At 72.2% G+C, this 4659-nt stretch carries 4 protein-coding genes and 1 tRNA gene; 2 read left to right on the forward strand and 3 right to left on the reverse strand.

What is annotated here, in order from left to right; all coding sequences use genetic code 11:
* Positions 1-1040: L-seryl-tRNA(Sec) selenium transferase (selA, locus tag JF886_RS16330; RefSeq protein ID WP_337314389.1), on the reverse strand; the 1040-nt coding region annotated here is incomplete at its 3' end.
* Positions 1041-1060: 20 nt separating this feature from the next.
* Positions 1061-1153, reverse strand: a tRNA-Sec gene (locus JF886_RS16335).
* A 75-nt stretch (positions 1154-1228) separates the two neighbouring features.
* On the opposite strand from JF886_RS16335, the gene selD reads away from it, so the two are divergent.
* Together selD and fdhD are read left to right on the forward strand one after the other, a co-directional pair.
* Positions 1229-2215, forward strand: coding sequence for a selenide, water dikinase SelD (selD, locus tag JF886_RS16340; RefSeq protein WP_337314390.1), 987 nt, complete (start codon positions 1229-1231; stop codon positions 2213-2215).
* A gap of 42 nt (positions 2216-2257) precedes the next feature.
* The gene (fdhD, locus tag JF886_RS16345) at positions 2258-3103 is read left to right on the forward strand and encodes a formate dehydrogenase accessory sulfurtransferase FdhD (RefSeq protein ID WP_337314392.1); all 846 of its coding nucleotides are present in this window, start codon (positions 2258-2260) and stop codon (positions 3101-3103) included.
* 304 nt (positions 3104-3407) lie between these two features.
* Here the strand turns inward: fdhD and JF886_RS16350 are convergent.
* On the reverse strand, positions 3408-4659 hold a 1252-nt coding region (locus JF886_RS16350; protein ID WP_337314394.1), incomplete at its 5' end, for a universal stress protein.

Here is a 4659-nt window from a genome sequence, read left to right on the forward strand (position 1 = left end):
GCGATGGCCCGCGCACGTGCCTGCAGCGCCTCGCTGTCGACGCGAAGCGCTGCCGCGGTCGGCGTTGCCGGTCCCGCCAGCGTCGCCTCCAGCGCGGCAAGGGTCAGCTTGTCGACGCGCAGCGCCCGCGCCATCGGGTGGCGGCGCAGCCTGGTCACGATCTCGGCGTCGCCCGCGATGATGCCGGCCTGCGGGCCCCCGAGGAGCTTGTCGCCGCTGGCCGTCACCACGTGCGCGCCGGCCTGGAGCGCGGCGCTGATGTCGGGCTCGTCGGGAAGCAGGGGATTCGCGCTGAGCAGACCGGAGCCGACGTCGACGATGAGCGGCACCCCGAGATCGGCGAGCGCGGACACGCTAACCGACGCGGTGAAACCGGCCACGCGGAAGTTGGAAGGGTGCACCTTGAGCACACAGCCGGTGCGCTCGCCGATCGCCGCCTCGTAGTCGCCGCGGACGGTCCGATTGGTGGTGCCGACCTCGCGCACCGTCGCGCCGGTGGACGCCACGAGGTCCGGCAGGCGGAACCCGTCGCCGATCTCCACCATCTCGCCCCGGCTCCACACGACCTCGCGCCCCTGTGAGAGCGCGGTGACGGCGAGCAGGAGTGCTGCGGCACCGTTGTTGACGACGAGCACGTCGCCGGCGTCGGGCAGCGCAGCCCGCAGCACGGCGAGAGCACCGCGGCCGCGGCGCGCCCGCGCCCCGGTGTCGAGGTCGTACTCGACGTCGACATAGCCAGTCGCTGCGACGACAGCCTCGCGCGCGGCCGCGGACAGCGCGGCGCGGCCGAGGTTGGTGTGCAGCACGACGCCAGTGGCGTTCAGCACCGGGCGCATCGTCGCTGCGCGCGGCGGGATGTGGTGGAGCACGTCGTCGACGATGGCGGCGGGCTCGAGCACGCCACTGCGCACCCGCTGCTGCGCCTCGCGCACCGCCGCCAGCACCAGGGAGCGACCGAGGCGCTGCTGCACCTCCAACAGCCGCGCGTCGGCGAGCACGACATCGGTCGGTGGCACGGCACGACGCGGGTCCAGGGACATGATGCTTGCACCTCGCCGGGCGGAGGCGGACGGGAATCGAACCCGCCTGGCCGAGATACCCGGCCACACTGATTTTGAAGATCAGGAGGGCCACCAGGCGCCCACACACCTCCGCCGCACAGGGTACGGGGAGGGCACCGCATAGCGTCGCTTCGTGGGCCGCAGCACTCCTGTGCAACACTAGTTCGATGCGTCTCACGGGTTACGCGCACGGCGGCGGTTGCGCCTGCAAGATCCCACCCGGCGAGCTAGAGCAGATCGTCGCGGGGCTCGCGGGGGTGGGGCACGAGTCGCTGCTCGTGGGGCTGGACGGCGGCGATGACGCTGCCGCGGTTCGTCTTGACGGCAACGGCATCGCGCTGCTGAGCACAGTCGACTTCTTCACCCCGGTCGTCGACGACCCGTACGACTGGGGCCGCATCGCCGCAGCCAACGCCCTGTCCGACATCTACGCGATGGGCGGCCGCCCGGTGCTGGCCGTGAACCTGCTCTGTTGGCCGCGTGAGGTGCTGCCGCTCGAGCTCGCCACCGAGGTGCTGCGCGGCGGTCTCGAGGTGGCGACGGCCGCCGGCTGCCCCGTCGCTGGCGGTCACAGCGTCGACGACCCTGAACCGAAGTACGGCATGGCGGTGACGGGCGTCGCCCCCGCCGATCGCCTGCTGCGCATCGACGCGGGCGTCGCTGGGACGCCGCTGTCACTCACCAAGCCGCTCGGTGTTGGCGTGCTCAACAGCCGCCACAAGCAGACGGGCGAGGTCTTTCCTCTGGCGGTGGCGACGATGACGCAACTCAATCGGGCCGCGGCGGAGGCGGCGGTGACAGCGGGTGTGCGCTGCGCCACCGACGTCACGGGCTTCGGGTTGCTCGGCCACCTCTACAAGCTGGCCCGCGCGAGCAACGTCACTGCGATCATCGATGCGGATGCGGTGCCCTACCTCGACGGCGCCCGTGAGGCGCTTCGCGACGGCTACGTCAGCGGCGGCACGAGACGCAACCTGGCGTGGGTCGACCCGCACGTGGAGTGGCGCGGCCGTGCGGCTGCCGAGGACTCCGAGCGGCTGCTGCTCGCCGACGCACAGACCAGCGGTGGCCTGCTCGTTGGAGGAGAGCTGCCCGGCGCACCGGTCATCGGCGAGCTCGTGCCCCGCCGCGAGCACGTCATCGAGATCCGCTGAGATGCGGCGGGCGACCTCCTGTGCACGGAGGCGGGTAGGGCGATGACGGCGCTGCGTCGGCGGGTGCGGCAGCTGCGCGTGGGCGGCGACGCGCGCTGGCTGACCGACGAGCTGAGCGCTGAGGAGCCTCTCGAGATCCGGCTCGACGGCGTACCGCTCACCGTCACGATGCGCACACCTGGTGCCGACTTCGACCTCGCCGCCGGCTTCCTCGTCACCGAGGGCATCATCGGCGGCGCCGACGACATCGGCGCGATGCGGATGTGCCCGCACGCGGCTGATGCGGGGGGCGATTTCAACGTCCTCGAGGTCCGCCTGGTCGGACCGGGGTCCCCAGTGGTGGGGCAGCGCAACTTCTTCATGACCTCGTCCTGCGGCGTCTGCGGCAAGGCGAGTATCGACGCTGTGCGGACGCGGTCGCGCCACGACGTGCGCGACGACCCGCTCGTGGTCTCTCCGGCGCTGCTCGCCACGTTGCCGGACGCGCTGCGCGAGGCGCAGCAGGTCTTTGCCCGCACCGGCGGTCTGCACGCGGCAGCGCTGTTCGATGCCGGGGGAACGCTGCTGTGCGTGCGTGAGGATGTCGGCCGTCACAACGCGTTCGACAAGGTGATCGGTTGGGCGGCGACGCAGCGCCGGCTGCCGCTGCGCTCGCACATCATCCTGGCGTCGGGGCGAGCCAGCTTCGAGCTGACCCAGAAGGCGCTGATGGCCGGGATCCCGCTGCTCGCCGCCGTGTCGGCGCCGTCGAGCCTTGCCGTGCAGCTCGCGGAGGAGAGCGGGATGACGCTGGTGGGCTTCCTGCGCGGCGAGCGGATGAACGTCTACACGGGCCAGCAGCGGGTTGCCACAGCCGTCGCCACCGGCGGAGGGACGGCCGCCGGCTGACCCGGCTCCCGATCGCCGCCCGGCTGAGAGAGGCCACACATGTGGGCTATTCTGGGAGTGCACGACAGGATTGGGGGCGGGATGACTCCCGCCCCCAACGGCCGTGACCAACGAGCCGGACTTTTCAGGTAGAGGCAATCCCCTCCTGAAGAAGTGGATGGCCTCGGCAGGCCGGTGCCCCGCGACCACCATGGCAAGCCCGATGAACGCCTCCACGGCGGCCGCGCCGGCGCGGCGCACAGTCGGACGAGCGCTGTTGCCGATGCCGGGGAAATCAGGGACGGTGACCTGAAGCCCGAGCATGTCAGCCGTCCGGCAGCGCCGTGGTCACGCGTCTGCCGAGATCGTCGATGACCGGGGCGGTGATCTCGTTGAGGCCGCCGCCGCGACGGGCCGCCGTGGCCACCGGCTTCTCAGCCGTCCCCGTCTCGTGGTGGACCGGACATCCTGCCGCAGCATGCCCCTGCTCAGTGCCCACCGGACACGCGGCTGCGGCGCCGGGAGATGCGCCTTTGCGCTGCATGCGTGCCCGCGCCTCCGCGATCCCCGCTTCGACATGGAGCAGACCGACCTGGGGCGCGCCGAGCGCGATCGCGAGTCGCTCGATCTGCTCGGTGGCGAGGTTGCGCAGGAAGCCGGCGGGAATGCGCTCGATGCGGTCGTCGGCCTCGTCTGTCCAGGGCAGGCGGCGGCGCTGGTCGACGGCCGGCCCGGTGTGTCCCTCCACGCCCAGTGGGGCTCGATGGGGACCAGCGTTCTCGTCGAGCGCGTCCAGCTCGGGTGCGACAAAGGGCTCGGCGACCTCGGCGGTGATCGCCGGCAGCCGTCGTGTCCGCGCGTGCTTCTCGACAATCGCCTTGACGCGCCTGCGCAGGTAGCCGGCCGGCAGCTGCTGCAGCACCCGCCGCGCCTCGACCGTCCATCCCAGCTTGGCGCCGTCAAACGCCACCTGGGCCGCATCGCCTTCCCCGGCGGCGGCGGCACGGAGCGCGTCGCTGTCGAGCCGTTCGAAGGCATCCGCAGCGCTGCCGCACACCGGACACCGCTGTGGGGTGTCGCTGCGGGCCGCGTAGCCGCACGTACGGCAGACTGCTCGCGCGTCCTCGAGCGACGGCTCCTCGAGCATGGCGCGCTCCGCGCCGTCCACGGCGGCTGCGGTCTCGGCGATGCGGCGCTGGACGCGTGCGAATGGCATCAGCTCGTCGAGGGCCGTGACCACGTCGCCGGACGAGACCACGCTGTGGCCGCGCTCCATGGCCCAGCGCAGCACGGCGGTGCGGGCCAGGCCGCGCGCGCCGCCGGGGACCGCGGCCATCCGCTCCTCCGCCTCGGGGGTCCACACGACCGACGCGTCGGCGCGCACGTCGATCGGAGGGGTGAAGGTGCCACTGCTGACCAGGACGTTGCAGGGAGCGAGGCGGAGCAGCTGCTCGGTGTTGCTGCCCATGTCCATGGCGGCGTCGGAGTGCACGCCGATGCGGCCGAGCACGAGCAGCCACGGCTTGGTCTCGCGAGCGTGGCGCAGCACTCGTTCGAACGCCTTGCCGTCGAGCAGG

Origin of the sequence: Candidatus Aeolococcus gillhamiae (assembly GCF_016464765.1) — a bacterium.
Taxonomy (GTDB): Bacteria; Chloroflexota; Dormibacteria; order Aeolococcales; family Aeolococcaceae; genus Aeolococcus; species Aeolococcus gillhamiae.